Origin of the sequence: Pseudomonas sp. NY15354 (assembly GCF_048068075.1) — a bacterium.
Classification (GTDB): Bacteria; Pseudomonadota; Gammaproteobacteria; order Pseudomonadales; family Pseudomonadaceae; genus Aquipseudomonas; species Aquipseudomonas guariconensis_C.
The window spans coordinates 21,531-45,629 of the sequence record NZ_JBLUPV010000010.1 but is presented as its reverse complement, the minus strand read 5'-3'; the positions used below and the strand labels follow the sequence as shown (position 1 = coordinate 45,629).

Sequence of the window (24,099 nt, the reverse complement as noted above, 5' to 3'; positions counted from 1 at the left end):
GGAGGCAAACCTGTTGTGGGAGCTGGCGCAACTGCGAAGGGCTGCATAGCAGCCCCAGGAACTTCAGGGCTGCCCCTGGCCGCGGGTGCCGCCATCGCCATGCCCGCGCATGCCTTCCGAACCGCCGCCGTCCATTCCTGGCAGGTTGCGATTATCGTTCTGCTCAGCAGGTGGGCTGTCCGGATCGTTGCCCTGGATGCGCGGGTCGGTATCCCGGGGCACGGGCTTCTCGATGGGGTTGAGGGTGCTGTCGGTGCCCGGCTTGGGCGCGGTGTTGTGCGGGTCGTCCGGGTGGGTTGGGCCGGTGCCCACCGCCAGGGCCAGGGGAGAGGCCAGCAGGGCGACGAGCAGCCAGGTGCGGGATCGTTTCATGGGTGGCTCCTTGCGGGTAAAGGCGTGTTGCCTGTACCTGGGTTGGGCTGCAACCCGCAAAGCAAGGTGCCACCACTGCGACGAACGGTCAGACTACCAGCGACAACAGCATGATGAAGATGATGCCGACCACCGAAAGGATGGTTTCCATCATGCTCCAGGTCTTGAACGTCTCGGCCACGGTCATGTTGAAGTACTGTTTGACCAGCCAGAAGCCGGCGTCGTTGACGTGGGACAGAATCAACGAGCCTGCGCCGGTGGCCAACACCAGCAGTTCGCGGTTCACGCCCGGCACCAAGTCGATCACTGGCGCGACGATGCCCGCCCCGGTGATCGTGGCCACGGTCGCCGAACCGGTCGCGATGCGGATCACCGCAGCGACCAGCCATGCCAGCAAGATCGGCGAAATCTCGGCTTGCACCGCCATCTGGCCGATGACATTCCCCACGCCGGTGTCCACCAGCATCTGCTTGAAGCCGCCGCCGGCACCGACGATCAACACGATGGCGGCGGTCGGGGCCAGGCTCTGGTCCAGCATTTTCATGATTTGCTGGCGCGAGAAGCCGCGGGCCGAACCGAAGGTGTAGAACGCCAGCAGCAGCGCGGCGAGCAGGGCGGTGATGGGGTGGCCGATCAGGTCCATCCACTGGCGCACGATGTGCTCAGCGGGCAGCACCACGTCGGCGAAGGTCTTGAGCAGCATCAGGACCACCGGCAGCAGCACGGTGATCAAAGTGATGCCGAAGCTTGGCAGGTTGTTCTGGTTGGTCTCCCGGGCAATCTGGTCCATCAGTTCCTGGGAGGGGTTGCCCGGAATGTAGCGGGCGATGAAGTTACCGAACAGCGGACCGGCGATGACTGCGGTGGGCAGGGCCACCAGCAGGCCATAGAAGATGGTCTTGCCGATGTCGGCGTGGAAAATACCGATCGCCAGCAGCGGGCCTGGATGCGGTGGCACCAGGCCGTGGACCACGGAAAGGCCGGCCAGCAGCGGGATGCCGATCTTGATCAGCGAAACGCCGGAGCGGCGGGCGACGATGAACACCAGCGGGATCAGCAGCACGAAGCCGATCTCGAAGAACAGCGGGATGCCCACCAGGAAGGCGGCGAACATCATCGCCCAGTGCACTTTCTGTTTGCCGAAGGCGCGGATCAGCGTTTGGGCGATCTGGTCCGCGCCGCCGGAGTCGGCCATCAGCTTGCCCAGCATGGTCCCCAAGGCCAGGACGATGCCGACGAAGCCGAGCACGCCGCCAAAGCCGTCCTGGAAGGACTTCATGACCTTGGCCACCGGCATGCCGGAGGTCAGGCCGAGAAAACCAGCGGCCAGGGTCAGGGCGACGAAGGGATGGACCTTGAAATGGGTGATCAGCAGGATGAGTCCGACGATGGTGACCAGGGCGTCGAGTAGCAGGTAGGTATCAGTAGCCAGTCCGAACATGGTTCATGTGCCTCTGTCTTATCATTGTTTTGGCGTAACGTTCGGCATCTGCGGATGCCGAGATAGCGCTGTCTTTGGTGAGCCGGAAAACCGCCGACTCAGGCGGTACGCGCCAGGCTCCGGTCACCTTGAGGCTTTAGCCAGGTATCTACCGCCACGGCCAGCGCTTCGATGGGCTGCGTGGCATCCAGCGCCAAGGTGAGCGGCTCGCCATGGGGCGGCTCCAGCGCGGCAAACTGGCTGTCGATAAGGCTGGCTGGCATGAAATGACCGGGGCGGGCGAGTACGCGCTTTTCCGCTTCGGCAGGGCTCAGTTCGAGAAACACGAAGCCAAGGCCCGGCACGGCCTGGCGCAAGGTCTCGCGATAACGGCGCTTGAGCGCGGAGCAGGTGAGGATAGGGCGTTCGCCGGCCTTGAGCACGGCTTGCAACTCCTGGCCCAGACGGACCAGCCAGCCGGCGCGGTCGTCATCGTTCAGAGGAATGCCAGCGCTCATCTTCTGGATGTTTTCGGCAGGGTGAAAAGCATCGCCTTCGATCAGGCGACCACCGCTCGTGCTGGCAATGGCAGCGCCCACGCAGCTCTTGCCGCAGCCTGCCACGCCCATCACCACGATTGCGGTCTGGGGAGAGTTCATCAGTACCTCCTGCGGGGTGAGATAGCGCTGTCTCGGTGCCGCTGAAAAACGGTTGCGAGCGCCACCCTCCCGGGTGTTATTGGTCTTGTCTTTACGCAGTATGGACGCTAGGCGCATAGCCGCTACCAAAGATACGTTGCCTGTATCCTGAGACAGCGCTACCTTAGTGGCCGTTCCTTCTTCTGGCAAGTAGTAAAATTACAACACTCATGTCCCGTACAGGCTCGCGTACCACTGGTCGTCCCACCCTGGCTGAAGTCGCCAGACTTTCGGGGGTTTCCCCCATTACCGCTTCCCGCGCCTTGCGCGGTGTAAGCACCGTGGCCCCGGAACTGGTGGAAAAAGTCGTGGCCGCCGCGGCGAGCCTGGGCTACGTCGCCAACCCGGCTGCCCGGGCATTGGCCTCGGCGCGCAGCCAGTCGGTGGTGGTGTTGATCCCATCGTTGTCCAACCAGCTGTTCATCGACACCCTGGAGGCCATCCACGACGTGATGCGCCCGAGGGGGCTGGAAGTGCTGATCGGCAACTACCATTACGATCTGGCTGAGGAAGAAAACCTCATCCGCAACTACCTGGCCTATCAGCCTTGCGGCATCTTGCTCACCGGTTTCGAGCGCAGCGAGGCGTCCCGTCAGATGTTGGCTGCTAGCGGGGTGCCCTGTGTTCACATGATGGAACTGGGAGGGGAGGCGGGACAGTTATCGGTCGGATTCTCCCAGCAGCAGGCCGGGCGCGCTGCAGCCCATCATCTGATCGAACGTGGGCGGCGGCGCCTGGCGTTCATCGCTGCGCAGCTCGACCCACGCGTGATGCAGCGCGCCGAGGGCTTCCGCCAGGCGCTGGCCGAGGCCGGTCTGCAGGCGCCGGAGTTGGAACTGTTGGCGCCACAACCATCATCCATCGGCCTGGGCAGCGAGCTGTTCAGCCGTTTGCTGGCGCAGGCGCCGGATGTCGATGGCGTGTTCTTCTGTAACGATGACTTGGCCCAGGGCGCGGTGTTGCAGGCTTTGCGCCAAGGCGTCGAGGTGCCGCGCCAGGTGGCGATGGTCGGCTTCAACGACCTGCCGGCATCGGCGCACATGGTGCCGCGCTTGACCTCGATCCGTACCCCCCGAGCCGCTGTCGGACGCGGCGCTGCCCAAGCGCTGTTGGCGCTGCTCGACGGCAAGCATGTGGCCACCGCGCAGCAGGACTTGGGGTTTGAGTTGATGGTGCGCGAGAGTTCATGAACGCCTCATGAGGCAAGGGGCAGGGCTCAATTGGAGACGGTGAGTGCCGCGAGCCCTTCGCGCAGTTCGCGTTGCAGGGTCTCCAAGCTGCCCTCCAGGCATTTGAGCAAGTCTGCGGTTGGCTGGTTCTGGGCGACGGCCTGTTCGACCGCTTCGCAATCACGCACCACGCCCCGGACTTTCAACATCTTCGCGCCCCCCTTGATGCGGTGGGCCAAGGCATGCACTGCCTCGCTTTGGGGCGCCTCGCCGAGCGCGCGCAGGGCGGCAAGGTCTTCGCTGGCGCTGTGTGCGAGTTGCTCGAGCAGGCGTCGGATCAACTGCTCGTCGTCTTGGGTCAGGTGACGCAGCTCATTGAGATTGAAACCACTGGCGCTGGCAGGCTCCGGCTGCGGCGCGGGTGGCGGTGCCTGCTCCGCTAGAGGAGCACTGGGCAGATGGGCCTTGAGGGCCTTCAGACCGATCGGTTTGAACAGGCACTCATCCATGCCATTGGCCAGGCAGCGCGCTTTTTCCTCGGCCTGGGCATTGGCCGTGACCCCCAGGATCAGGCAGGCGGGCAGGTCGCGCTCCTGCTCCAGGGCTCGGATACGCCGAGTGAGTTCGTGGCCATCCATCACCGGCATGCTGCAATCGGTGATCACGACATTGAACTGGCCTGCTTGCCACAGTGCCAGTGCCGCCTCGCCGTGCTCGGCCAGGGTCACTTTGTGGCCGAGGGTGGTCAGTTGTTTGTCCAGCAGCAGCAGGTTGGCGGGGTAGTCATCGACCACCAGGATATCCAGTGGACCGCTGGTCCTGTCTTGGACCGGCTCGCTCTGTTCGGCTTGGGCTGGCGCCGAGGTGCCCGGTAGGGTCAGGTCCACGCTCACCTTGGTGCCCATGCCTTCGACGCTTTGCAGTTCGAGCGACCCGCCCATCAGTTCGGCCAAGGTACGGCTGATCACCAGGCCCAGGCCGGCACCTTTCCCGGCCTGAGGGCCGTTGACCTGGGCGAAGGTATTGAAGAGCCGGGCCTGGTCGCTGGGGCTGATGCCGATGCCGCTGTCCTGTACACACAGCGAGGCCTGGATATCGCCGCTGGCGTTGGGAGGGGCGAGTTTCAGGTTCACCTGTACGCCACCACGGTCGGTGAACTTGAGGGCATTGCTGATCAGATTGGACAGGACCTGCTTGAGGCGCACGGGGTCCGCCAGCACCCACACCGGTGCCTGGGGCAGATCTGCATGGAGATACAAGCCCTTGATCCGGGCATTGCCGTCGAACACGCGAAGGGTGGCGCGTACCAGTTCGACCAGGTCGATCGGGACCGGTTGCAGGGACATATGGCCGGATTCGATGCGGGAAATATCGAGGATGTCACCGATCAGCTCGAGCAGGCCGATGGCCGAGTCATGGGCGGTATGCAGGGTCTGCGGGTCGCTGTGGCCCCGGCGGCTGTCCTCCAGGGCCAGCTCCAGCAGTCCGATCACCGCGTTCATCGGCGTGCGGATCTCATGGCTCATGATCGCCAGGAAGGTGCTCTTGGCCTGACTGGCCTGCTCAGCGTCATCCTTGGCCTGGCGCAGCTGCTCCAGCAGCCCGCGGCTGAGCGCCAGCTGGGCCTGCAGGGCACGCTGGGCCTCGGTGCGTTGGTTGATGAGTTTGCGTAGGTAGGTGTTCCAGAACACGACACCGGCCAGCAGCACGGCGGCCAGCACCAGGACCTGCAACGCGAGGCTGCGGTAGTTGCGCCAGGGGCTGTCGCTGACCAGCGTGCTGGTGTGCCAGCGGTTGACCAACTGGTCGAGCTCCTCGGGCGGAATGCTGAGCAGTGCTTTATCCAGGATCGACTGCAGCACCGGTAGATCCGGCGCGATCGCAAAGGCAGCACTGGCAGGGTCGTCGCTTTGCAGGCCGGCGATACGCAAGCCCTTGTTGAACACATGGTTGATGTAATAACCGGCATTGATCTGGCTGCTCAAAGCCACATCGGCCTCGCCATTGGCGACGGATTCCATCAGCTCCAGATGGGTTTCGACCTCGACCAGGCGGGCGAGGGGATATTGACGCTGCAAGGCTTCACGTTGAGGGGAGCCGCGCAGCAAGGCGACACGTAGCCCGTCGAGCGTCGTTGGCGCGCCGGTCCAGGGCGTGTCACGGCGCGTCACCAGGACCCTGGGGCTGACCACGTAGGGCCGGGTAAAGCGAAGGCGCTTCGCACGTTCGGCGCCGTAGCCCAGGGCGCCGATCATCTGCGCCTGCCCCTTGGCCACCTGGTCGACCATCTCCTGGATAGAGCCGACCTCGACGATCTCGAAGCGCAGGCCCGTCTGCAGGCGGATGCGCTTGAGAAGGTCCAGGGTGATCCCGGTGGGGTGTTGCTGGGCATCGTTGAAGGTCAGGGGCGCCAAGGAAGGGTTGACCAAGACCCGGACTTTCGGATGTTGCGTAATCCAGTCCCGCTCCTCGGGCGTGAGGGCGCCGATCGGATTCTTCATCAGCAAACTGGTATTGCCGCTGTTCCAGCGCCGCAGGATGTTCAGGCGCTCGCTGTCGCTGATCCTGGCCAGGGCCTCGTTGACCAAGCGTTGCAGGCGCGGGTTGTCGCGCGCCAGGGCAAAGGCGAAGACATCGGCGGGCAACGGGCTGAAATGATCGATTTTCACCAGACCCTGGAAGCTTTTACCGATCGCGTAGTCAGTACTGATGGCATCTCCCAGATAGGCGTCTGCCTCACCCATCGTCACCGCCGACAGCCCGGCCAGCGTCGATCGGTACAAGGTCACTTGGGCATCGGGGTACTGCTTGCGCACCAGCTTTTCGGGCAGGTAATGATCGACCATGGCCAGGCGCAGGCCTGGCAGTTCCTTGCCGTGGCGGCCGAGCATACGATCCTGATCACTGACAATGACGGGGAGGTCGTCCGCATAGGGCTGGCTGAGGACCAGTTGCGCATCAGCAGCCTCGAAGGCGTTGGAGCTGCCCAGCAAGTCGATGCTGCCGGCGTGCAACGCATCGATGGCCGCCTGGCGGTTGGGAAAGCGGCGAACCTCGACCGGGATGCCGAGCTGTTCGCCGATCAGGCCGGCGTAGTCTGCGCTGAGGCCTTCGAAGTCGGTGGGGCTGGTGTTGATCTCGAACGGCGGGTAGTCGGGGCGCGAGCTACCCAATACAAGGGCTTTGCGGCGCTCGAGCCATTGCCGGTCGTCCTGTTGGAGCGACAAGGGTGGCGAGGCGCTCAATGAGCGGGCGAGCAGGTGCCGGGCTTCGCTGTCGGCATGCGCCACAGCGCTGATGGCCAGGAGCGCGCCCAGCAGGAGAGTGAACACCGCGCCTCTCATGACGGTGGGGTGTTCAGCTGACGTTGTTGCGTTTGGCCAGGTCGACCATTTCGACCAGCGATTCGGTCTTGAGCTTGTCCATGATGCGTCCGCGGTAGGTGCTGATTGTTTTGGCACTGAGGTTCATGCATTCACCGATGAACTTGTTGTTCTCGCCGCGGGTGAGCCGGCGCAATACTTCCATCTCGCGATTGGAGAGGCTTTCGAGGCGACTGCACTCGCTTTCGAGCGAACTGCTGTTGACCGACATTTGTGGAAAGGTGGAGTAGCCCTTGACCAGCGCCTTGAGGGCGAACACCAGGGCGTCGAGGTCCTCGTCCTTGTTGACGAAAGCGGCGATACCGGCGTCCAGGCAGCGACGGACATACAGGTCGGCGGGTTGACCGGTGAGCACCATGATCTTCGGTGCCGGCTCCAACAGTTGCAGACGTTTGATGACCTCCATGCCATCGAGGCCAGGCAGGCCGATGTCGAGGATAACCACATCAGGACGGAGCAGGCGAGCCTGCTGCACGGCATCGATGCCGTCACCGGCTTCACCGATGACCTGAAAGCGTTCACGTTCGAGCAGCATGCGCACAGCTAGTCGAACGGTTGGATGGTCGTCAACCATTAAAACGGTTGTCATTGAATAACTCCTGTAGGAATTTGGTCCGTTTCCTGAAGTCCCGCAGGAATACGTGAAAGGGTGCCTGCGCAGCAGCGCGCAAGATTACGTAGATTCCTCTCGTTTGGTAATGGGATGTGTAGGTTTGTTGAAAAAGCGAAGATTATTGTTGAAAAGGCCTACAAAATAAACATCCGTGGTAAAGCCCGCCCGAGGCGCCAAGAACGGGCCCTGCACAGAATAGTTCAGGAACACCCTGGGTGTGGTTTGAGGACGCGCAGGTGCGAGGCAGGGTTTCGGCTCAGCGCCGCCCCGACCCGTGTAGGACGAGGCAGCAACTGGCCGCCACAGTTCGGGCAGCGCCCCTGGAAGTGCTGCTCATTGCATGTACGACAGAAAGTGCATTCGAACGAACAGATCAGCGCATCCGCGCTGTCGCCTGGCAGGTCGCGGTCGCAGCATTCGCAATTGGGGCGTAGTTCGAGCATCGGTCGGTTCCTCGTTCCGTAGGAAAGTGCCCAGTCAGCTCGCAGGGCGGTAGAGATGGGCGTGTCCGGCCCGGTACAGCGCCGATTCGGCGAAAGGGGCATCGCCCAGCACGTGGCCGACCAGAATCAGCGCGGTGCGCCGGAAGTCCTTGGCCGCGGTGAGTTCGACGATGTCCCGCAAGGTGCCGCGCACCCAGTCTTGGTCCGGCCAGGTGGCGCGATGGATGACGGCGACCGGGCAGTCAGGCCCATAGTGCGGCAACAGGTCGGCGACGATACGCTCGAGATGCTTCACGCCCAGGTGGATCGCCAAGGTGCTGCGGTGGCGGGCCAGGTCGGCCAGCTGTTCGCCAGCCGGCATGGGCGAGCTGTCGCCGTAACGGGTAAGGATCACTGTCTGGGCGAGCTCCGGCAGGGTCAGCTCGCAACCGAGCAGGGCCGCACTGGCGGCGGTGGCGGTGACGCCCGGAATGATCTGATAGTCGATACCCAGCTCGCGCAAGTGGCGGATCTGTTCGCCGATGGCGCCATAAAGGCTGGGATCGCCACTATGGACACGGGCTACATCCTGGCCGTTTTCGTGGGCGCTGCGCAGGGCCTCGATGATCTGCTCAAGGTTCAGTTCGGCGCTGTTGATCACCGTCTCGGCGGTGTGCCCCTCCAGCACGGCTGGTGGTACCAGGGAGCCGGCATAGATGATCACCGGGCACTGGCGGATCAGGCGTTGGCCCTTGACTGTGATCAGCTCCGGATCGCCGGGGCCGGCACCGATGAAATAGACCGTCATGGGAAATCCTTGCAGGTGGGCAGTAATTGGTCGCGATTATCGGCCAAGGGCCAGGGCGAGGGTAGCCTGACCGAGCACCTGGCGTGTCACCAGCAAACGCGAGGCGCCCTGCGCGCGCGCAGCCAGGGCCAGGGCCGCGCTTTCGGCGACACCCCAGCAGCCGCTATGCGCATAGGCAACGGCAGAGCGATGGCTGAGCTGCGGCTCGAAAGTTTGCAGGTGAGTGGTCGCGAACATCACCAAAGGGACACCCAGCCGTTCGGCCAGCAGATGCAGCCCCGGCTCATCCATTTTGAGGTCGATGCTGGCAAGGCCGCGCAGTTGATCGACGGACAGGTGGTGTATGGCCAGGGTCTTGTGCAACAGCTGCTCCAGGGTATCGACCGGGCAGCCCTTGCGGCAGCCGAAGCCGGCATAGAACACCGGCTCGCAGGAGGCGTCGCGCATCAGGCCTGGCTGGCGCGACGGTAAAGCCACGCGCTGAGCAGACCAAGGGCGAGCCAGAACGCGGCGTTGGTAAGCCAGGAGGCGAGCTTGAACTGGGTCACCAGTGCCTCGGGCGCCAGGCTTTCATGCACCGCTGGTTGTGGCGCGCCGATCAGGTGCGGAACCACCAGCAAGGCAACGCCCAGCACCTTGAGCAGCCAATGGTGGGCAAACACCACCAAGGCCAGGCCTGCGGCCGTGGCGGCCGCTGTGCCGATCCACCAACTCTGGCGTTGTCCCAGGTCGGCGGCGGCCGTGCCTGGCAACTCCGGTGGCAGCCCCAGTGTCGGCGCCAGGCAGAATACGGCAAAGCCCGCCAGCCCCCACAAGGCGCCGGTCGTCACTCGGTTCGGCTCGCGCAGGCTGTACAGCGCCGCGAGGATCAGCGCGAAACCGACTGCCACCACGAGGTTGCCGCCGGTGGTGGCGAGCAGGCGCTGCCAGCCATCCTCCGGTGCCCAGGCCTCTGCGTCATGGGTGTGCGCAGCGACGGCGCCGTCGTGTTCGTGATGCTCGGGGACGGCGCTCTCGAAAGTTTCGGCCTGAAGGATCAATGGGCTGACCCACAGACTTTGCAACAAGGTCAGCAACAGGGCGGCGAGCAGCCCACTGAAACCTGCGGTACGGGCAATGCGCTTGATCATGCAGGCGTACTCAGTGGCAGGGGAAGGCGGCGCTGTGGCGGGTGTCGTGGGCGGCGTTGTGCACCGCCTCGATGTGCGAGAAGCCTGCGAAATAGACCAGGCACAGACCCAGCAGGCTGGCGCCGACGGCAATGACGACGCGCTGGCTGAGGCTGACGGGGGTGGCGATGCTGTGTTTGGCGCTGGTAATCGGCATGGTGCGTTCCTCTGCTTTTTATAGGCGGCGGACACGCGCGTCATCCCGAGCACGATTGACCCAGGAGAGATGACAGCGCCCGCCCACCGCGGGGTGTTCTATGGACGCCAGGCCGGTCTCCGGGCTTACGAGGAGGAGCAGGGCTCCTGGAAAGCATCACCTTCCCATGCCATACGACGCGGCACAGTGGTCAAGACGCTTCACTCGCTTACCGTTGCGGGGGCAGCATCGGCTTGGTTACCGATTTCCCGTTTCACCCCTTGGCGGGGCACCTGAACGCAAGGTGCAAGCAAAGCATGGGGGCGACGTGGCGTCAATCTGCAAGGTGGTGGCGCACTGTTCCTCCAACAGGACAGGCGGTAGAACAGCGAGGTCGCGCTCTTGGACAGGCGCAGCGACCGTTTCGAGGAACCTGCCCCCAAACACTGACGCGCCACGGTTGACCGCCCGCCAACCACTGCGTAGCCTTGCCGCTTCGAGGTTCTCCGGCGTTGGCCGGAGCTAAGACGGGAACGTGGTCCAAGCCACGGCTGCCCCCGCAACTGTAGGCACCGAACAGGATCGACACAGCCACTGCGTCCAGGCGCGGGAAGGCGTCGCTCCACCGGCTCCGGCCGGTAAGGTGCAAGCCAGGAGACCTGCCTCGTGACGTTTTCGACTTTCAACCGGGCGGGGTGATCCGGTGGCGAACAGGCCCGAGCAGCAAGGCTCGAGGCACTCGTCCTGCATGCCCGCGCCATCCTGCCAAGGGCATCGCGACATGAAAACACTGGCCAAGCTCCCCGTCACCATCGTCACTGGCTTTCTCGGCTCGGGTAAAACCACCTTGCTACGCCACATGCTGGACAACGCCCAAGGCCGCCGCATCGCGGTAATCGTCAACGAATTCGGCGAACTGGGCATCGATGGCGAAATCCTCAAGCAGTGCAGCATCGGCTGCACTGAGGAAGAAGCCAGTGGCCGCGTCTACGAACTGGCCAACGGCTGCCTGTGCTGCACCGTGCAGGAAGAGTTCTTCCCGGTGATGCGCGAGCTGGTGGCTCGCCGTGGCGACCTGGACCACATCCTCATCGAGACCAGCGGCCTGGCGCTGCCCAAGCCGTTGGTGCAGGCCTTCCAGTGGCCGGAAATCCGCAATGCCTGCACCGTGGATGCGGTCATCACCGTGGTCGACAGCCCGGCCGTGGCCGCGGGTACCTTCGCGGCATACCCGGATCAGGTGGACGCCCAGCGCAAACTCGACCCTAACCTTGACCACGAGTCGCCCCTGCACGAGCTGTTCGCCGACCAACTGGCCAGCGCCGACCTGGTGGTGCTGAACAAAGCTGACCTGATCGATGCCCAGGGCCTGGCCAAGGTCCGCGCCGAAGTCACCGAAGAGCTGCCGCCGGCGGTCAAGGTGATCGAAGCCTGCAGCGGGCGACTGCCGTTGGACGTATTGTTGGGCGTGGGCGCCGAGGCCGAGGTGCATATCGATGGTCGGCGCACCCACCACGATGCGCACCATGATGGCGATGACCACGACGATCACGACCATGACGCCTTCGACTCCATTTCCATCGACCTGCCGGAAGCGGACGAGAGCCTGCTGCTCGATGCGCTCACCCAACTGGTGGTGGAATTCGGCATCCTGCGCGCCAAGGGCTTCGCCGCCATTCCCGGCAAGCCGATGCGTCTGCTGATCCAAGGGGTGGGCACCCGTTTCGACAAGCATTTCGACCGTGCCTGGCGCGCCGACGAGCCGCGCATCACTCGCTTGGTGCTGATCGGCCAGGCGCTGGACGCCGTCCAGCTCGAAGCGCGCCTGCGCCAAGCCCTGGGCGCTTGACCCATGCACCTGCTGCGGACCCAGCCCGGCGGCTTCGTGCCGGACGACAGCATTGCCGACCTCGGCCAAACCCCCGCCGAGCTGGTGATCCTCTGCAGCGGTGATTCGCACCTGGCATTGCTCGCCGAAACCGCCGAGCAGTTGCCAGAAGGTTTTCCGAGCCTGCGCCTGGCCAACCCCATGCAGGTGCAGAACCACGCCTCGGTCGATCTGTACGTCGACCAAGTGTTGCGCCACGCCAAGGTGATCCTGTTGTCCTTGCATGGCGGCGTCGGTTACTGGCGCTATGGCGTTGAGCAACTGGTCGAACTGAGTGCCCGGGGTGTGCAGTTGATCCTGGTGCCTGGCGATGACCGCCCGGACCCGGAGCTGACCCAGTTGGGCACGGTGACCGGCGCCCAGGCCGAGCGCCTCTGGCACTACCTGCGCCAGGGCGGCAAGGCCAATGCCGCGAACCTGTTCAATTGCCTGGCCAGCCTGTGGCTCGGGCGCGATTACCCTTGGGTAGAACCACAGCCTTTGCCGCGTACCACGGTGTACCACCCGGCCAAGCCCAGTGCGGTGCTGCAGGACTGGTACCCCCAGTGGCAGCCCGACTGGCCCGTGGCCCCCATTCTGTTCTACCGCTCGCACCTGCAGGCGGCGAACACGGCCTTTATCGATACCTTCTGCCAGCGCTTGCAGGCAGCGGGGCTCAATCCGCTGCCGATCGCCGTGGCCAGCCTCAAGGAGTCGGCCTGCCTGGCCCAGGTCGAGACCTGGCTGGATGAAGTCGAGGCCGAGGTGGTGCTCAATACCACCGGTTTTGCCTTGTCCAGCCCGGAACAGCCCAACCTGCGCCCGCTGCGCCGAGACATCCCGGTGTTGCAGGCGATCTGCGCCCAGGACAACCAGCCGGCCTGGGAGGCCAACGAGCAGGGTCTGGGCGCCCGGGATCTGGCCATGCACATCGTCCTGCCGGAGCTGGACGGGCGCATCATCACTCGGCCCGTGAGCTTCAAGGACTTGGCCTGGCGCAGCGAGCGCAGCCAGTCCGACGTGGTCTGTTATCGCGCCCATCCTGAACGCATGGATTTCGTCGCCGAGCTGGCTCGCCGCTGGGTTGAGCTGGCGCGCCTGCCTAACGCCCAGAAGCGTGTGGCCCTGGTGCTGGCCAACTACCCGACCCGCGACGGGCGTATCGGTAACGGTGTGGGGCTGGACACCCCGAGCGCAGCGCTGAACATTCTCCGGGCACTGCAGGGGCAGGGGTATCCGGTGCAGGGCCTGCCCGATAGCGGTACCGTGCTGATCCATCAACTGCTGGGTGGGGTGACCAACGACCTGGATCATCTCGATCAGCGCCCCTGCGCCCAGAGCCTAAGCCTGGCCGATTACCATCAAGCCTTCGCCACGCTGCCTGAAGCCAACCAGCGCGCGGTACTCGAACGTTGGGGCGCGCCCGAGCAAGACCCGATGTTCCGCAGTGGGCGGATGATGATCGCCGGCCTGCGCTACGGCCTGACCTTCGTCGGCATCCAGCCGGCCCGGGGGTACCAGGTGGACCCCAGTGCGGTGTATCACGACCCGGACCTGGTGCCGCCGCATGCTTATCTGGCCTTTCACTTCTGGCTGCGCAACGGCTTTGCCGCCGACGCGGTGATCCACGTGGGCAAGCACGGCAACCTCGAATGGCTGCCGGGCAAAGGTGTCGGGCTGTCTGAGCAATGCTGGCCAGACGCACTGCTAGGCCCGCTGCCCAATATCTACCCCTTTATCGTCAATGACCCCGGCGAAGGTGCCCAGGCCAAGCGTCGCACACAGGCGGTGATCATCGATCACCTGATGCCGCCCTTGACCCGCGCAGAAACCTACGGCCCGCTGCGTCACCTGGAGCGCCTGGCCGACGAGTACTACGAAGCGCAACTGCTCGACCCGCGTCGGGCACGCGAGCTGCAGCGCGACATTCTCGACTTGGTCAAGGCCAACCACATCGACCGTGAACTGCAGCTCGAAGGCCAGCTGGACGATGCGGCCATCTGGCTGCCACGCCTGGACACCTACCTGTGCGACCTCAAAGAGTCGCAGATCCGCGACGGCCTGCATGTGTTCGGCCAGTCCCCCGAAGGGCGCCTGCGTAGCGACACCTTGCTGGCCTTGTTGCGAGTGGAGCGTGGAGACGGCAAAGGCGCCAATGCCAGCCTGATCCGTGCCTTGGCTAAAGCCCTGGCATTAGGCTTCGACCCGCTGGACTGCGAGTTCGGCCAGCCTTGGCATGGGCCGCGGCCAGCGCTGCTGCAGGCGCTCGATACCTCGCCGTGGCGCAATCAGGGTGATACCCGCGAGCGCCTGGAGCGCCTGGCATTGGACCTGATCGAGCACGCGCTGACGGGCCGCCTGGCATTACCCGAGGAGAGCGCCTGGCAACCGGTGGCCATGGTGCTGCAGGCGTTGGTCGAGACTATCGCCCCGAGCCTGGACGCCTGCGGCGCGGCTGAAACGGACGGTCTGTTGGCGGCACTGGCCGGACGCTTCGTTCCGGCCGGCCCCAGTGGCGCCCCTAGCCGGGGACGCCTGGACGTGCTGCCCACCGGGCGCAACTTCTACACCGTGGATGTACGCAACCTGCCGACCACCACCGCCTGGCGCCTGGGGTTCGCCTCGGCCAATCTGATCCTCGAGCGTCACCTGCAGGACCATGGCGACCACCTGCGTCAGCTGGGGCTGTCGGTCTGGGGCACCGCGACCATGCGCACTGGTGGCGACGACATCGCCCAGGCCATGGCCCTGATGGGCGTGCGGCCGGTGTGGGCCACCGGCAGTCAGCGGGTCGACGATTTCGAGATCCTGCCCTTGAGCCTGCTCGATCGCCCGAGGGTCGACGTCACCTTGCGGGTCTCGGGTTTTTTCCGCGATGCCTTCGGCAATCTCATTCGACTGTTCGACGCAGCGGTACAAGCGGTGGCGGCCCTGGACGAGCCCGACGACCTCAACCCGCTGGCCGCCCGCGTGCGTGCCGAGCGCGAGGCCTTGCTGGCCGAGGGCGTGAACGCGGACCAGGCGGCGCGTCAGGCCGGCTGGCGTGTCTTCGGGGCCAAGCCCGGGAGCTACGGGGCCGGGGTGCAGAATGCGATCGACGGGCGTTTGTGGCACAGCCGCGACGACCTGGCCGAGGTCTACCTCAACCATGGCGGTTATGCCTATGGCGGCAGCGACGAGGGCACACCGGCCCGCGCCGCGTTCGTCCGGCGCCTGGGCCAGGTCCAGGCGGTGCTGCAAAATCAGGACAATCACGAGCATGACGTGCTCGATTCCAACGACTACTACCAGTTCCAGGGTGGCATGCTGGCGGCGGCCGAAACCCTGGCTGGCACAACCCGAGCCAGTTATCACGGCGATCACAGCCAGACCGACCGGCCACGCATTCGCACCCTGAAAGAAGAGCTCAACCGGGTGATCCGCGCTCGCGCCCTGAACCCAAAGTGGATCGAGGGGGTCAAGCGCCATGGCTACAAAGGTGCCTTCGAGCTGGCGGCGACGGTCGACAACCTGTTCGCCTTCGACGCCACCACGCACCTGATCGACGATCATCACTACGAGTCACTGGCCGATGCCTATGTGCTCGACCCGGCGACCCGAGACTTCCTGCAACAGCACAACCCCGAAGCCCTGCGCGACCTTACCGAACGCCTGCTGGAGGCGCAGCAGCGCGGCCTCTGGGCGTCGCCAGGGACGTATCGGGAAGCCCTTGAAGAGCAACTGCTCGACGGCGAGGAACAGGCCTGAAATGAGCGAACCCGTGCAATTCCCCCTGGCTGCCGTGGTCGGCGCCGACGACCTCAAACTGGCCTTGTGCCTGACCGCCATCGACCCGAGGATCGGCGGCGTGCTGATCGAAGGCCCGAGAGGCATGGCCAAGAGCACCTTGGCCCGTGGCCTGGCCGACCTGCTGGGCGCGCCCGGGCATACACCACCTTTCGTGACCCTGCCGCTGGGCGCCACCGAGGAGCGCCTGGTCGGTACCCTCGACCTGGATGCCGCGCTGGGGCAGGGCAAGGCCCAGTTTTCCCCCGGCGTACTGGCCCAGGCCAATGGCGGCGTGCTTTATGTGGATGAGGTCAACCTGCTGCCCGATCCGTTGGTGGACCTGCTGCTGGATGTGGCCGCCAGTGGCACCAACCGCATCGAGCGCGACGGTATTTCCCACCGCCACGATGCCCGATTCGTACTGATCGGCACCATGAACCCGGAAGAGGGCGAGCTGCGTCCGCAATTGCTCGACCGTTTCGGCCTCAACGTGCTGCTTGAAGGGCTGCCGCCGCCGCAGGCGCGTCAGCAGATCATTCGCCGGCGCCTGGCCTTCGACAGCGATCCGCAGGCGTTCTGTGCCCAGTGGGCCGAAGCCCAGGCACGCTTGCGCGAACGTTGCCAGGCTGCACGTCAGCGCCTGGAGGGCATCCCGCTGGACGATCGCGCCCTGGCCTGGATCACCGAGGGTTGTTTCAGCGCCGGGGTCGATGGCATGCGCGCCGACCTGGTCTGGTTGCGGGCTGCCCGCGCCCATGCCGCCTGGCGCGGCGGCGATGCGATAGAAGAGGCTGACGTGCAGGCCGTGGCCGAGTTCGCCCTGCGCCATCGACGCCGGGAGATGCCTCCGGCCAGCGCCCCCTCCACGCCACCCCCGCCTCAAACCGAAGCACGCTCCGACGCCCAAGGCGGGCAGGGTGATTGGGGCGCATTGCCCCCGCAATCGGTCGCCACCGGGGCACGGCGCGAGGTGCCGAACTGGGCAAAAAAGCCCTGAGCATCCGCAAGCCCGCTGCCCTGGCGGCGGATGCCAAGCCCCAGGCCGGCACCTTGAACGGTACGCCCCGTGGTCGCGCGCGAGCGGGTGGTGCTGCGCGCGTGGCCTGGCTCGCGACATTGTTCAAGGGGCGGCCTCGGCATCGCCATGACCTGTGCTGGCAGCAGCGCCAGGCCCAGGCGCCGGAATTATGGCTGGTGATCGTTGACGCCTCGGCCTCGACCCGGCGGCATCAGGCGCTGGCCCAGGCCAAAGGGCTGCTGGTGGAATTGTTCGACCAAGCCTATCGCCAACGCGCCCGCCTGGCGCTGGTCACCGCCAGTGGCGGCGCCCCGCGTTGGCAACGCCACGGGCTCAAGGCATCGGCGGCCCTGCAACCTTGGTTGCAGGCACTGGGGGCGGGGGGTGGTACGCCGTTGATCGCGGCGCTCGAAGAGGCGCGGCACTGGTTGCTGGCGCGCGCCAAGCGTTACCCACATGAAACACAGCGCTGCCTGGTAATGACCGATGGTCGCCTGCAACGCTGGAATCCACTGCGTCCGATGCCTTGTGCGACGGTTCTGGTGGATATGGAGCTGGCGGCGGTGCGTCTGGGGCGTGGGCGGCAATTGGCCGAACAGCTACAGGCCGAATATCGGCATATCCAGCAGTTCAGGGAATTGAATTGATTAACGCTGAAAGTCCATGCTGCGACGATATGTCGCAATGACAAAAGTTGTCAGCAGGGCAAAAAGGAAGTTGTACAAGTGCGTGGCTTGGCACGCACTTGCAGGGCGCCGATATTATTTCGGCATCGACCAGGGTTGCAGGTCGTAACCTTTTTCGCAAAGTTCGGCACGCACTTCCTCGATCAAGCTGGCCCATTGCGCAGGGTCGGAATAGATACGCGAGGATACTTGCTTGCTGCCGATACGCGTACTGGTCCGGTCGATCACTGCCAGGCTTAGCTCACCAGTGCCGTTGGGTGCATCCCAGGCTACGCACTGGAAAGGTTCGAAGGCGTGGTCGGCAATCAGCAGTGCTTCGTTGACACGGAGCGGGGCGTTCATGGTTCGGTCTCTCTATGGTCCCAAACAGCGAAATGATGTCCGCGTTGCTTCATATTCAAGGAGGCGCAGCGCGGGGTTATTCGTACTGATGCTCCAAGTCATGGGTGAAGTCACACGGACGTCGAATTTTTTTTCAAGTCGGCAAAAAAGTATTACCGCGACCTGTGCGGCCTGTGACGCTGGAAACTTTGAAAGATTCCCGAGTGCCCCCGCGTCGAACGCAATTGGCGGACAAACGGTACTGGGCCAATTCAGGTTCATTGCTACTGTTAATTCGGACGTTGCAACTTACTGTTTCTACATGAAAAACCAACTTTTGGCGTCAAGGAACAGTCATGCTCGAACCGACCACCCAACGCCGTCTGCTGATCGTCGACCCCTGCGACGATTGCCACCGTCTACTACCGGGCCTGCGCAGCGTCGGCTGGGATGTGCATAGCTGTTTGCTCGCCTCGGCGCTGGAGCATCCGTGCGATGTCGGCCTGTTGCGCTTGCAGGCCACGCATTTGCGCCATCCCGATGCCGTCAAGGATCTGATCGCCCGCAGCAATACCGAATGGATCGCCGTGCTCAGCCCCGAGGAGCTGCGCATGCAGAACGTCGGTGACTTCGTCTGTGAGTGGTTCTTCGATTTCCACACCTTGCCATTCGACGTCTCCCGTGTGCAGGTCACGCTCGGGCGGGCCTTCGGCATGGCGCGTTTGCGCGGCAAGGGCCCCGTGCGGGTGGATGAGCCTGCCCATGAGCTGTTGGGCGAGAGCCGGCCGATCCGCGAACTGCGCAAGTTGCTGGGCAAGCTGGCGCCCACCGAGTCGCCGGTGCTGATCCGTGGCGAGAGCGGCACAGGCAAGGAGCTGGTGGCGCGTACCCTGCACCGGCAGTCCCAGCGCTGCGACAAACCGTTCGTCGCCATCAATTGCGGCGCGATCCCCGAGCACTTGATCCAATCCGAACTGTTCGGCCATGAAAAAGGCGCCTTCACCGGCGCCCACCAGCGCAAGGTGGGACGTATCGAAGCCGCCAACGGCGGGACGTTGTTCCTCGACGAAATCGGCGACCTGCCGTTGGAACTGCAAGCCAACCTGCTGCGCTTTCTACAGGAAAAACACATCGAGCGGGTCGGGGGCGACCAACCGATCCCGGTGGACGTGCGCGTACTGGCTGCGACCCACGTGGACCTGGAAAAGGCCATCGTGCAGGGGCGCTTTCGCGAGGACCTCTATTACCGGCTCAACGTCCTGCAAGTGATCACTGCGCCCCTGCGTGACCGCCACGGCGATTTGTCGATGCTGGCCAGCCATTTCGCGCATTTCTACAGCCTGGAGACTGGGCGCAGGCCTCGCTCGTTCAGCGACCGCGCCCTGGCGGCCATGGGCCGGCACGACTGGCCGGGGAACGTCCGGGAACTGGCCAACCGGGTACGTCGCGGCCTGGTGCTGGCCGAAGGCCGACAGATCGAAGCACAGGACCTGGGGCTGCAGATGATCGAGCAGGATGAGCAGCTGTTGGGCACCCTGGAGGACTACAAGCACCGGGCCGAGCGCCAGGCGCTTTCCGATGTGCTCGATCGGCACAGCGACAACCTCAGTGTCGCGGCCAAGGTGCTGGGGATTTCCCGGCCTACGTTCTACCGCTTGCTGCACAAGCATCAGATCCGCTGAACCTTCAGGCGTGGGGCACCGCCGTCTGGCCTGTTCCGCCTGCGTATTGCGTCTTCAGATGCCCTTGGTCGTCGAGCAGCCAGGCGTCCATGACTTCGCGCACCACAGGCCCGGCCACTCGGCCACCGGCTTCGCCGTTCTCGATCATCACCGCCACCACGATGCTTGGGTGCTCGGCCGGGGCGAAACCGACGAACAAGGCATTGTCCCGGTGCCGTTCGAGAGTCTTGTCGCGGTTGTAGCGCTCGCCCTGACGGATCGCCACCACCTGCGCGGTGCCGCTTTTGCCCGCGATGCGGTACTGGGCCCCGGCCGCTGCGGCGCGGGCGATTCCGCGTGGGTCGTGCATGACCATCTGCATGCCGACGTTGACCTGGTCCCAGGCGTGCTTGTCGTGCAATACGATATCCGGCATCGGATGTGGGTCCACGGGCGCCTGGCCACCCACGCTCAGCGCCAGATGCGGACGATGCCACACGCCTTTGCTGGCCAGCAGGCTGGTGGCCTGTGCCAGTTGCAGCGGGGTGACCTGCATGTACCCCTGGCCGATACCGAGGATCAACGTCTCGCCAGGGAACCAGGCCTGGCGGCGGGTGGCGCGCTTCCAGGCCGGGGAGGGCATCAGGCCCGGCGCCTCCTCGAACATGTCCAGGGAGACCTTCTGGCCTAGGCCGAACTCGGCCATGTAGTCGTGCAGGCGCTCGATGCCCAGCTTGTGTGCCAGGTCGTAGAAGTAGGTGTCGTTGGAACGCATGATCGCGCTGTACATGTCCACCCAGCCATCGCCGCTGCGGTTCCAGTTGCGGTATTTGTGGTCGTAATTGGGCAGCGTGTAGTAGCCCGGGTCGAAGACGCGGCTGCCGGGGGTGATGACCCCACTGTCCAGGCCGGCGATCGCCACCTCCGGCTTGACGGTGGAGCCTGGCGCATAGAGGCCGCGCAGCACCCGGTTGAACAGCGGCCGGTCGATCGAGTCGCGCAGCGCGGCGTACTGCTTGAAGCTGATGCCCTTGACGAACAGGTTGGGGTCGAAGGCGGGGTTGCTGACCATCGCCAGGACATCGCCCGTGGCCGGGTCCAGCGCCACCACGGCGCCACGACGCTCGCCCAGTGCTTTTTCGGCAGCTTGCTGCAGATGAGCATCCAAGGTCAGCACCAGGTCCTTGCCGGGTATCGGGTCCTGGTGGCGCAGCACCCGCATGACCCGGCCCTGGGCGTTGGTCTCGACTTCTTCGTAGCCCACATGGCCATGGAGCTGGTCTTCGTAGAAGCGCTCGATGCCGGTCTTGCCAATTGACTGGGTGCCCCGGTACTCGGTGTTGTCGAGGGTCTTGGCTTCTTTTTCGTTGATGCGTCCGACATAACCCACCGAATGGGCGAAATGCTCGCCCAGCGGGTATTCGCGGATGAACTGCGCCTCTACATCCAGCCCCGGCAGGCGGAACTGGTTGACCGCGATCAGGGCGATCTGCTCTTCGGACAGGCCGAACATCAACGTCACCGGCTCGAACGGTTTGCGCCCCCGACGCAGGTCCTTGTCGAATTGCTTGCGCTCGTCCTCGCCCAGGCCCAGCACCTGGGCCAGGGTGTCGAGCACCTGGGCGCTGTCGCCGGCGCGCTCGCGGGTCATGGTGAGGTTGAAGCTGGGTTTGTTGTCGGCCAGCACGACGCCGTTGCGGTCGTAGATCAGCCCGCGCTCGGGCGGGATGGGCAGCACGTGCACGCGGTTGTTTTCCGACACCGCGCTCTGCTGTTCGTGTTGCACCACCTGCAACACATAGAGCCGGCCCACCAGCACCACTACCAGGCTCATCACCAGGGCCGCGCAGGCGAGCAGTCTGCGATTGACCAGGTGTTTTTCCTTTTCGTGGTCCTTCAAGGGAATCGGTTGGGGCATCGGAAGCTCTGGTGATGAGGGGAGGGCTGCGCCGAGGGCCGGCGATGCTACGCAAAGGGAAGCCGGACGCTCAAGACACCCTCGGGTGCCGAGCCGCGATGAAACCGCTGATTGGCCCAGTGTCAGGCGCCTGCGCGGAACATGAAGATTCCTTCACATGACCAGTGGCGCCCTGGCCAAACCAGCTGCTGATACATCGACGCAGGCACCAATGGCTACAGGGCAGCCCCCGAGCACCTCCGGGCGATATACTCCGCACCTTTCACATCGCGCTAGGAAATGCCCATGGAGCAGGTGCTGCTCATCGTCGACGTCCAGTCCACCTTCAACCCGCCGGAATGGCTCATCGACCGCCTCCGGCATCTGTCAGCGAAGATTCCCACGGTTGCTTCCATCGAACTGCATGACGAGCAGGTCACGCCGTTTCAACGCCAGCTCGGCTGGCACCCCGCAGCGGAGGATGAAAACCTGATCGAGGCCGATGAGGTTTTCATCAAGCACGGCTACGGGCAGACGCCCGCCACGATTGACTACCTCAAGCGCCTGGGCGTCGACCGGGTGCTGGTCTGCGGCCTGCAGACGGAAACCTGCGTGCTGGCCGCAGGCTTCGCGCTGTTCGACGCAGGGCTTAACCCCACCTTGATCACCGATCTGACCGTTGGCTCCTCTCTCGACAGATCCGGCCAATTAGGCATCGACCTATGGAAGCACCACTTTGGTCAGGTGATTACCGCAACTGAGGTGCTCGCTGGCCTCGAAGGTACGCCTGGCCGGTGACCCGCCTCAGGATTAAAGTGAGCTTCAAGGTCAATTCATCACAAGGTGATTCATGAAAATTGGCGAGTTGTCGAAGATCACCGGCCTGGCGCCGTCGCGCATTCGTTTCTACGAGGCGAGTGGGTTGATCCATTCGGTCGAGCGCAAGGCCAACGGTTATCGTGACTACGCCGATGACGCCGTCTGGGTACTGGAGATGATCACCAGCGCCCAGGCGGCGGGCTTCACCTTGGAGCAGATCCGCCATCTGCTGCCCGTGAACGCCAACGGCTGGCGCCACGATGAACTGCTCGATGGGCTCAAGCGCAAGGTCGAGGAAATCGAGGCGCTGCAGCAACGCCTGGCGCGCAACAAGGAACAACTGCTGCTGGTGATCGATGGCATCCAGAGCAAGCCTGAAGGCATGCCATGCGCGGACAACACGCAACGCGTACTGAATCAGTTACGTGAAGACATGGCCACGAACAAGACGGGCGTCGACCGCTAGCGTCGAGGCGGATCAGGCAAACTGCAGGTCTGCAGACCGTACCTAGGCCGGGCAATGGCGCGAAGGGGGTGTTGACCTTCAAGTTGACTTTAAGGATATCGTCGCTGGCACCGTTCAATGAGGTGCCGCCATGAACCCCTTCACCCCCCTTGTACTGCCTAACGGCTCCACCCTCGCAAACCGCATTGCCAAGGCGGCCATGGAAGAAAACATGGCCGACGCCAACCATGCGCCGTCTGCTCGCTTGATGCGCCTTTACCACGCGTGGGCCCAGGGCGGCGCGGGCCTGCTCATCAGCGGTAATGTGATGGTCGACTTCCGCGCCATGACCGGCCCGGGCGGTGTCGTTCTGGAAAATGCCCTGCACCTGGAGCGGTTCCGGCAGTGGGCGCAGGTCGGACGTGCGCAGGGCGCTCAGTTCTGGCTGCAGATCAACCACCCCGGCAGACAGATGCCGGCCAATCTTGGCCAGGCGACTTGGGCGCCATCGGCCGTGGCGCTGGAGCTGGGCTCGATGTCCCGGCATTTCAGCACACCCCGGGCCATGACGATGCAGGTCATCGAGGACGTCATCCGGCGTTTTGCCCGAAGCGCGCAGTTGGCAGAGCAGGCGGGCTTTACCGGCGTGCAGATTCATGCAGCCCATGGCTATCTGCTCAGCCAGTTCCTTTCACCGTTGACCAACCAGCGCACCGACCAATGGGGTGGCCCCCTGGAGAACCGCGCGCGCCTGTTGCTGGAGATCGTCAAGGCTGTGCGAGCGGCGGTGTCGCCAGGCTTTGCCGTCGCGGTAAAGCTCAACTCGGCTGACTTCCAGCGAGGCGGCTTCAGTGCCGACGACGCCAAAGAGGTCGTGGGCCTGCTCAACCCACTGGGCATCGATCTCGTCGAGCTGTCCGGCGGCAGCTATGAAGCACCTGCCATGCAAGGCCAGGCGCGGGACGGCCGTACATTGGCGCGTGAGGCCTATTTCTTGGCGTTCGCCCGGGAGATTCGCGAGGTGGCGACCATGCCGGTCATGGTGACCGGTGGTATCCGCCGGTTGCCGGTGGCCCAGCAGGTGATCGACAGTGGTGCGGACATGGTCGGTATCGGCACCGCGCTGGCGATCGATCCGGCACTGCCGCGTGGCTGGCAGACGGGGCAGCTCAGCGCTGCGCAACTGCCGACGATCACCTGGAAGAACAAAGCGCTCGCCTCGCTGGCCAACATGGCGGTGGTCAAGTACCAACTGAACAAGCTTGCCCGAGGCAAAGCGCCTGATCCTGCGGTGGCGCCAGGTTGGGCGTTGATCGTGCAGCAACTGGCCAGTGCCCTGCGAGCTCGCCAATACCGGCGCACAATGGCTGGCCGTTAAGCGTGCTCAGCCTTGGCATTTCAAGCACAGGTTGCATTCCGTCATAGGC

The 24,099-nt window shown here is 64.4% G+C and carries 21 protein-coding genes and 2 riboswitches; of the genes, 9 read left to right on the top strand and 12 right to left on the bottom strand.

What is annotated here, in order from left to right; genetic code table 11:
- Window positions 1-63: 63 nt before the first annotated feature.
- The 3 genes from ACNFCH_RS12365 to ACNFCH_RS12355 all read right to left on the bottom strand — a co-directional run bounded on the left by ACNFCH_RS12365 (window position 64) and on the right by ACNFCH_RS12355 (window position 2,451).
- Window positions 64-372 carry a hypothetical protein gene (locus ACNFCH_RS12365; RefSeq protein ID WP_416742886.1) on the bottom strand — a complete coding sequence of 103 codons (309 nt, stop codon included), beginning with the start codon at window positions 370-372 and terminating at the stop codon, window positions 64-66.
- A gap of 88 nt (window positions 373-460) precedes the next feature.
- Window positions 461-1,813 (bottom strand): GntP family permease, encoded by a 1,353-nt coding sequence (locus ACNFCH_RS12360; RefSeq protein WP_337158322.1) that lies wholly within the window; start codon window positions 1,811-1,813, stop codon window positions 461-463.
- Window positions 1,814-1,911: 98 nt separating this feature from the next.
- Entirely contained in the window at window positions 1,912-2,451 is a 540-nt protein-coding gene (locus ACNFCH_RS12355) for a gluconokinase (protein ID WP_196161948.1), read from the bottom strand.
- Between the two features lie 209 nt (window positions 2,452-2,660).
- On the opposite strand from ACNFCH_RS12355, the gene ACNFCH_RS12350 reads away from it, so the two are divergent.
- Window positions 2,661-3,680, top strand: a complete 1,020-nt coding sequence (locus ACNFCH_RS12350; RefSeq protein ID WP_337158323.1) for a LacI family DNA-binding transcriptional regulator — start codon at window positions 2,661-2,663, stop codon at window positions 3,678-3,680.
- Window positions 3,681-3,706: 26 nt separating this feature from the next.
- Here the strand turns inward: ACNFCH_RS12350 and ACNFCH_RS12345 are convergent, their stop codons facing one another.
- From ACNFCH_RS12345 to ACNFCH_RS12315, 7 genes are all read right to left on the bottom strand, one after another.
- Window positions 3,707-7,003 carry a transporter substrate-binding domain-containing protein gene (locus ACNFCH_RS12345; RefSeq protein ID WP_416742885.1) on the bottom strand — a complete coding sequence of 1,099 codons (3,297 nt, stop codon included), beginning with the start codon at window positions 7,001-7,003 and terminating at the stop codon, window positions 3,707-3,709.
- Window positions 7,004-7,016: 13 nt separating this feature from the next.
- Complete coding sequence (locus tag ACNFCH_RS12340; RefSeq protein WP_070091090.1) at window positions 7,017-7,631, bottom strand: response regulator transcription factor; 615 nt, start codon at window positions 7,629-7,631, stop codon at window positions 7,017-7,019.
- A 224-nt stretch (window positions 7,632-7,855) separates the two neighbouring features.
- Complete coding sequence (locus ACNFCH_RS12335) at window positions 7,856-8,098, bottom strand: DUF1272 domain-containing protein (protein ID WP_337158325.1); 243 nt, start codon at window positions 8,096-8,098, stop codon at window positions 7,856-7,858.
- A 34-nt stretch (window positions 8,099-8,132) separates the two neighbouring features.
- Window positions 8,133-8,885, bottom strand: a complete 753-nt coding sequence (cobM, locus tag ACNFCH_RS12330; protein WP_337158326.1) for a precorrin-4 C(11)-methyltransferase — start codon at window positions 8,883-8,885, stop codon at window positions 8,133-8,135.
- A gap of 36 nt (window positions 8,886-8,921) precedes the next feature.
- A complete protein-coding gene (locus ACNFCH_RS12325; RefSeq protein WP_337158327.1) occupies window positions 8,922-9,332 on the bottom strand; it encodes a cobalamin biosynthesis protein in 411 nt (136 codons plus the stop codon).
- Window positions 9,332-10,015 (bottom strand): CbtA family protein, encoded by a 684-nt coding sequence (locus ACNFCH_RS12320; RefSeq protein WP_416742884.1) that lies wholly within the window; start codon window positions 10,013-10,015, stop codon window positions 9,332-9,334. Before ACNFCH_RS12320 ends, ACNFCH_RS12325 begins: the two co-directional genes overlap by 1 nt.
- 10 nt (window positions 10,016-10,025) lie before the next feature.
- Window positions 10,026-10,211, bottom strand: coding sequence for a CbtB domain-containing protein (locus ACNFCH_RS12315; RefSeq protein WP_070091085.1), 186 nt, complete (start codon window positions 10,209-10,211; stop codon window positions 10,026-10,028).
- A 92-nt stretch (window positions 10,212-10,303) separates the two neighbouring features.
- Window positions 10,304-10,502: riboswitch (cobalamin riboswitch) on the bottom strand.
- 170 nt (window positions 10,503-10,672) lie between these two features.
- Window positions 10,673-10,872, top strand: a riboswitch (cobalamin riboswitch).
- 99 nt (window positions 10,873-10,971) lie between these two features.
- On the opposite strand from ACNFCH_RS12315, the gene cobW reads away from it, so the two are divergent.
- The 4 genes from cobW to ACNFCH_RS12295 all read left to right on the top strand — a co-directional run bounded on the left by cobW (window position 10,972) and on the right by ACNFCH_RS12295 (window position 17,490).
- Window positions 10,972-12,039: a cobalamin biosynthesis protein CobW gene (gene cobW / locus ACNFCH_RS12310; protein WP_416742883.1), complete on the top strand. Its 1,068-nt coding sequence runs from the start codon at window positions 10,972-10,974 to the stop codon at window positions 12,037-12,039.
- A 3-nt stretch (window positions 12,040-12,042) separates the two neighbouring features.
- Window positions 12,043-15,804, top strand: coding sequence for a cobaltochelatase subunit CobN (gene cobN, locus ACNFCH_RS12305; RefSeq protein ID WP_416742882.1), 3,762 nt, complete (start codon window positions 12,043-12,045; stop codon window positions 15,802-15,804).
- 1 nt (window position 15,805) lies between these two features.
- Window positions 15,806-16,822, top strand: coding sequence for an ATP-binding protein (locus ACNFCH_RS12300; protein ID WP_416742881.1), 1,017 nt, complete (start codon window positions 15,806-15,808; stop codon window positions 16,820-16,822).
- 101 nt (window positions 16,823-16,923) lie between these two features.
- Complete coding sequence (locus ACNFCH_RS12295) at window positions 16,924-17,490, top strand: vWA domain-containing protein (protein ID WP_337158354.1); 567 nt, start codon at window positions 16,924-16,926, stop codon at window positions 17,488-17,490.
- A gap of 114 nt (window positions 17,491-17,604) precedes the next feature.
- Here ACNFCH_RS12295 and ACNFCH_RS12290 read toward each other — a convergent pair whose 3' ends face one another.
- Window positions 17,605-17,871, bottom strand: coding sequence for a hypothetical protein (locus ACNFCH_RS12290; RefSeq protein WP_013972506.1), 267 nt, complete (start codon window positions 17,869-17,871; stop codon window positions 17,605-17,607).
- Between the two features lie 335 nt (window positions 17,872-18,206).
- Between ACNFCH_RS12290 and ACNFCH_RS12285 the strand changes: the two genes are divergently transcribed.
- Entirely contained in the window at window positions 18,207-19,532 is a 1,326-nt protein-coding gene (locus ACNFCH_RS12285) for a sigma-54 dependent transcriptional regulator (protein WP_337158332.1), read from the top strand.
- Window positions 19,533-19,536: 4 nt separating this feature from the next.
- Here ACNFCH_RS12285 and mrdA read toward each other — a convergent pair whose 3' ends face one another.
- Complete coding sequence (mrdA, locus tag ACNFCH_RS12280) at window positions 19,537-21,429, bottom strand: penicillin-binding protein 2 (protein ID WP_416742880.1); 1,893 nt, start codon at window positions 21,427-21,429, stop codon at window positions 19,537-19,539.
- A gap of 285 nt (window positions 21,430-21,714) precedes the next feature.
- Here mrdA and ACNFCH_RS12275 point away from each other — a divergent pair, with 285 nt between their 5' ends.
- From ACNFCH_RS12275 to ACNFCH_RS12265, 3 genes are all read left to right on the top strand, one after another.
- Window positions 21,715-22,206, top strand: coding sequence for an isochorismatase family protein (locus ACNFCH_RS12275; protein ID WP_416742879.1), 492 nt, complete (start codon window positions 21,715-21,717; stop codon window positions 22,204-22,206).
- Between the two features lie 52 nt (window positions 22,207-22,258).
- Entirely contained in the window at window positions 22,259-22,693 is a 435-nt protein-coding gene (locus ACNFCH_RS12270) for a MerR family transcriptional regulator (RefSeq protein ID WP_416742878.1), read from the top strand.
- Between the two features lie 130 nt (window positions 22,694-22,823).
- The gene (locus ACNFCH_RS12265) at window positions 22,824-24,050 is read left to right on the top strand and encodes an NADH:flavin oxidoreductase/NADH oxidase family protein (protein ID WP_416742877.1); all 1,227 of its coding nucleotides are present in this window, start codon (window positions 22,824-22,826) and stop codon (window positions 24,048-24,050) included.
- The last annotated feature ends 49 nt before the right edge of the window (window positions 24,051-24,099 follow it).

Bases quoted from the DNA above. Each gene is read 5' to 3' on its own strand.
- ACNFCH_RS12335 (WP_337158325.1), bottom strand. From the start codon at position 8,098: ATGCTCGAACTACGCCCCAATTGCGAATGCTGCGACCGCGACCTGCCA.
- ACNFCH_RS12270 (WP_416742878.1), top strand. From the start codon at position 22,259: ATGAAAATTGGCGAGTTGTCGAAGATCACCGGCCTGGCGCCGTCGCGC.
- ACNFCH_RS12265 (WP_416742877.1), top strand. From the start codon at position 22,824: ATGAACCCCTTCACCCCCCTTGTACTGCCTAACGGCTCCACCCTCGCA.
- mrdA (WP_416742880.1), bottom strand. From the start codon at position 21,429: ATGCCCCAACCGATTCCCTTGAAGGACCACGAAAAGGAAAAACACCTG.
- cobM (WP_337158326.1), bottom strand. From the start codon at position 8,885: ATGACGGTCTATTTCATCGGTGCCGGCCCCGGCGATCCGGAGCTGATC.
- ACNFCH_RS12360 (WP_337158322.1), bottom strand. From the start codon at position 1,813: ATGTTCGGACTGGCTACTGATACCTACCTGCTACTCGACGCCCTGGTC.
- cobW (WP_416742883.1), top strand. From the start codon at position 10,972: ATGAAAACACTGGCCAAGCTCCCCGTCACCATCGTCACTGGCTTTCTC.
- ACNFCH_RS12365 (WP_416742886.1), bottom strand. From the start codon at position 372: ATGAAACGATCCCGCACCTGGCTGCTCGTCGCCCTGCTGGCCTCTCCC.
- ACNFCH_RS12320 (WP_416742884.1), bottom strand. From the start codon at position 10,015: ATGATCAAGCGCATTGCCCGTACCGCAGGTTTCAGTGGGCTGCTCGCC.
- ACNFCH_RS12300 (WP_416742881.1), top strand. From the start codon at position 15,806: ATGAGCGAACCCGTGCAATTCCCCCTGGCTGCCGTGGTCGGCGCCGAC.
- cobN (WP_416742882.1), top strand. From the start codon at position 12,043: ATGCACCTGCTGCGGACCCAGCCCGGCGGCTTCGTGCCGGACGACAGC.
- ACNFCH_RS12345 (WP_416742885.1), bottom strand. From the start codon at position 7,003: ATGAGAGGCGCGGTGTTCACTCTCCTGCTGGGCGCGCTCCTGGCCATC.
- ACNFCH_RS12290 (WP_013972506.1), bottom strand. From the start codon at position 17,871: ATGAACGCCCCGCTCCGTGTCAACGAAGCACTGCTGATTGCCGACCAC.
- ACNFCH_RS12275 (WP_416742879.1), top strand. From the start codon at position 21,715: ATGGAGCAGGTGCTGCTCATCGTCGACGTCCAGTCCACCTTCAACCCG.
- ACNFCH_RS12350 (WP_337158323.1), top strand. From the start codon at position 2,661: ATGTCCCGTACAGGCTCGCGTACCACTGGTCGTCCCACCCTGGCTGAA.
- ACNFCH_RS12355 (WP_196161948.1), bottom strand. From the start codon at position 2,451: ATGAACTCTCCCCAGACCGCAATCGTGGTGATGGGCGTGGCAGGCTGC.
- ACNFCH_RS12325 (WP_337158327.1), bottom strand. From the start codon at position 9,332: ATGCGCGACGCCTCCTGCGAGCCGGTGTTCTATGCCGGCTTCGGCTGC.
- ACNFCH_RS12340 (WP_070091090.1), bottom strand. From the start codon at position 7,631: ATGACAACCGTTTTAATGGTTGACGACCATCCAACCGTTCGACTAGCT.
- ACNFCH_RS12285 (WP_337158332.1), top strand. From the start codon at position 18,207: ATGCTCGAACCGACCACCCAACGCCGTCTGCTGATCGTCGACCCCTGC.
- ACNFCH_RS12315 (WP_070091085.1), bottom strand. From the start codon at position 10,211: ATGCCGATTACCAGCGCCAAACACAGCATCGCCACCCCCGTCAGCCTC.